At 45.7% G+C, this 2,506-nt stretch carries 2 protein-coding genes; both read left to right on the top strand.

From position 1 onward, the window contains the following. Nucleotides 1–156 precede the first annotated feature (156 nt). Complete coding sequence (locus F3H12_RS12950; protein WP_149679730.1) at nt 157–618, top strand: hypothetical protein; 462 nt, start codon at nt 157–159, stop codon at nt 616–618. A 494-nt stretch (nt 619–1,112) separates the two neighbouring features. Further along, on the top strand, nt 1,113–2,506 hold a 1,394-nt coding region (locus F3H12_RS12945), incomplete at its 3' end, for a DUF5704 domain-containing protein (RefSeq protein WP_243133298.1).

The following is a 2,506-nucleotide window of genomic DNA, read 5'->3' as shown; positions in this document are numbered from 1 at the left end:
CGTCAACAGCTTTCGCGGCATAAACGCTTAGGCTATTGTCTCATTAGCTACCGTTTGATGACCGAGGTAATTTACACACTAATTTGGACTTGACTCAAAAAGAACGGCAATGCCTTCAGCATAGCGTATAGTGAATTTTTCGGTGGATATGTCTCATTGGGATATCATATTATCAGCGATATTTACAAGCCGGATATTGAGCTGACCATTTATGCAGAGCCTCAGATGAACTATCACGCAGAGAGGTATGCCCCAGGGAAACAAAAAAATCCTTCATATTATGAGTGGAAACTTAGAGCACTAAGAGATCCTGATTTTTTAACAAAACAAGGGTGGGAACCCGGGATGAACCACCGTGATTTCGTATGGACACAAGAAAAATACGAAAAAGTCTTTAAACATCTTTGCCAGATTGTTTATGGCCCATCGCAAGGCACAGCGTTTTATGATTTTGCTTTCCCGTTGTATCAAAAAGTTTTTTATGCAGGTGGATGGATAGAAGATAGTTACTTTGGTATCGTACCAGATACCGGAATAGAATTGGCATATTATTATTCTGATTTAAATCAAGTGAAAATCATTAATTATTGGACAACCAGGCCGGTGGTAAGAAAATGATAAGAAAAATACAGGTTCTGCTTATTGCAATCATTATGATTGCATCAAACAGTATTTTGTGTTCTGGTCATGGACCATTTCGTCCAGAATCAGCAAATGGTAATTATAAAATAAATATCGAAACATCAATGAAATATAGAACTGAAGTATTTCATTTTCCCTTTGGACGCGAAGATTTACCAGATAAAGGCTTTTATAAAACTGAAGAAGGTTTTGTAGAGAACGAAAAAGGGGAGAAAGGCGAATATGCCCACATTGGATACAATTATGATGAATTTGCAATCACAAATGACCGCTACTTTAGGCAACATGATAGACGTGGCAATGTGTTTGATCAGAACTATGCCAATGTAGTCTGGCAGGATATATTACCTGAAGCACCTAATTCTTGGTATGATATAAGAAAAAATCCCGCCCTTCTCAACTACATGCTTACCACCAACTTCTACGATGAGGACCATATAACAGTAGGACAAACCGATACTGGCTTAAATTTGCTTAAGCTGTTCAAGATTCCGGAAGGCAGTACCGATTATTCGGAGATCTTCCGGAAGGCCTGGGTCTTAACCATGCCCGATACAGGCAGTGCCCATATTCGGTTAAGATACAACGACACCAACTGGAACACGATAAGGATTCCTGCCATTCCCACAATTAAGTGCATCATGACCGCTGAGGCCGACAAGAAAGCCATAGAAACAGGTAAGACGGAAAGCGTGACCGTCAAAATAGATACCAGCCATAGCTACTGGGTGATGGCCGACCAGGAAAGGAAGGACATTTCGGTGCGCAGGTATTGGGCCGGAACAAGTCCCGACAAGGTTGAGAGCGAGGTTGTCACCACTCAGGATAATGTCTGCTATATTACCCTACATAATGTTTCCCCCAATACCATGATCTACGTCTGGAGCAGTGTGACCAGTCATGAGATAGAAACCCTCGGTTTCAACGGGACCGATGAAGCTGTGGAAACCCTCTTTGTTGGCGAAATCTCTTCCTCGGGTGCAATGGTTTCCGGTAACAGGGGAAGGGACGAGCAATTTACCAGTCCGGAGACCCAGGTCATCATCAAGGCCGACCCAAGGGGCAACGAGCGCTTTGATGTATCCCAGGGCATTCCTTCCGGGGAGCCTCTTTATGTCAACATTCTCGCCAGCGAATACCTGTACCGTCTGGGTGTTCGGCTGGTAACAGGTTCGGTTACTGATACCGTGACGGTCTACCATCCGGATCAGGGAGGTAACATCGTCACGTCCCAGGAAAGTTTCACAAGGTCATACAGCTACTATGAGATCACATCCCTTGAGGTCTATGCTATTAAGAGCGCGACGCTGGTAAACGGCGCTCTGCCCGGCGGGAAAATCACCTTAACGCCATCCGCCGCATATAAAAGACCGGATGTAGAATTTGTGGATATTGCGGACCATGTCTCAACGGGCAGTTCTTCTTATGCCACAACCAATGACACAACACCGGAAGGGATACGGGCGGCTGCCGCCAGCAGCCTTCCGACCTTGACCGTGAAAAATGACATCCTTAAGATCAACGGGAAGGTGATCATGAGCGAGCACGGGTTTTATCCGGAAAGGCTGGAGCCGGAACTGACCAGTCCCAATGCCCTGTTCCAGAGTGGGCTGAAGATACCGCCCGAAATGTTGAACCAGACCTATGCCACCACCGGTACCATTACCTATGAACGTGTCTATTCCATCAACCCCAGGGGTGCGCAGGAGATGACTTTCCCGCTTGAGGGCAATCCGGTGTCTGTCCATACCCCGGTCTATATCGATATATCCATATCCGATGAGGATGCATACAACCAAAAGCCGAATCCCAATGAGGAAATCAGCGGCCTGGTCCTGGCAAGACCCTTTACGGTTTCCCTGTC

Origin of the sequence: Thermoclostridium caenicola, from assembly GCF_900142095.1 — a bacterium.
GTDB lineage: Bacteria > Bacillota > Clostridia > DSM-8532 > DSM-8532 > Thermoclostridium_A > Thermoclostridium_A caenicola.
This window is presented reverse-complemented; position numbering and strand designations above follow the sequence as displayed.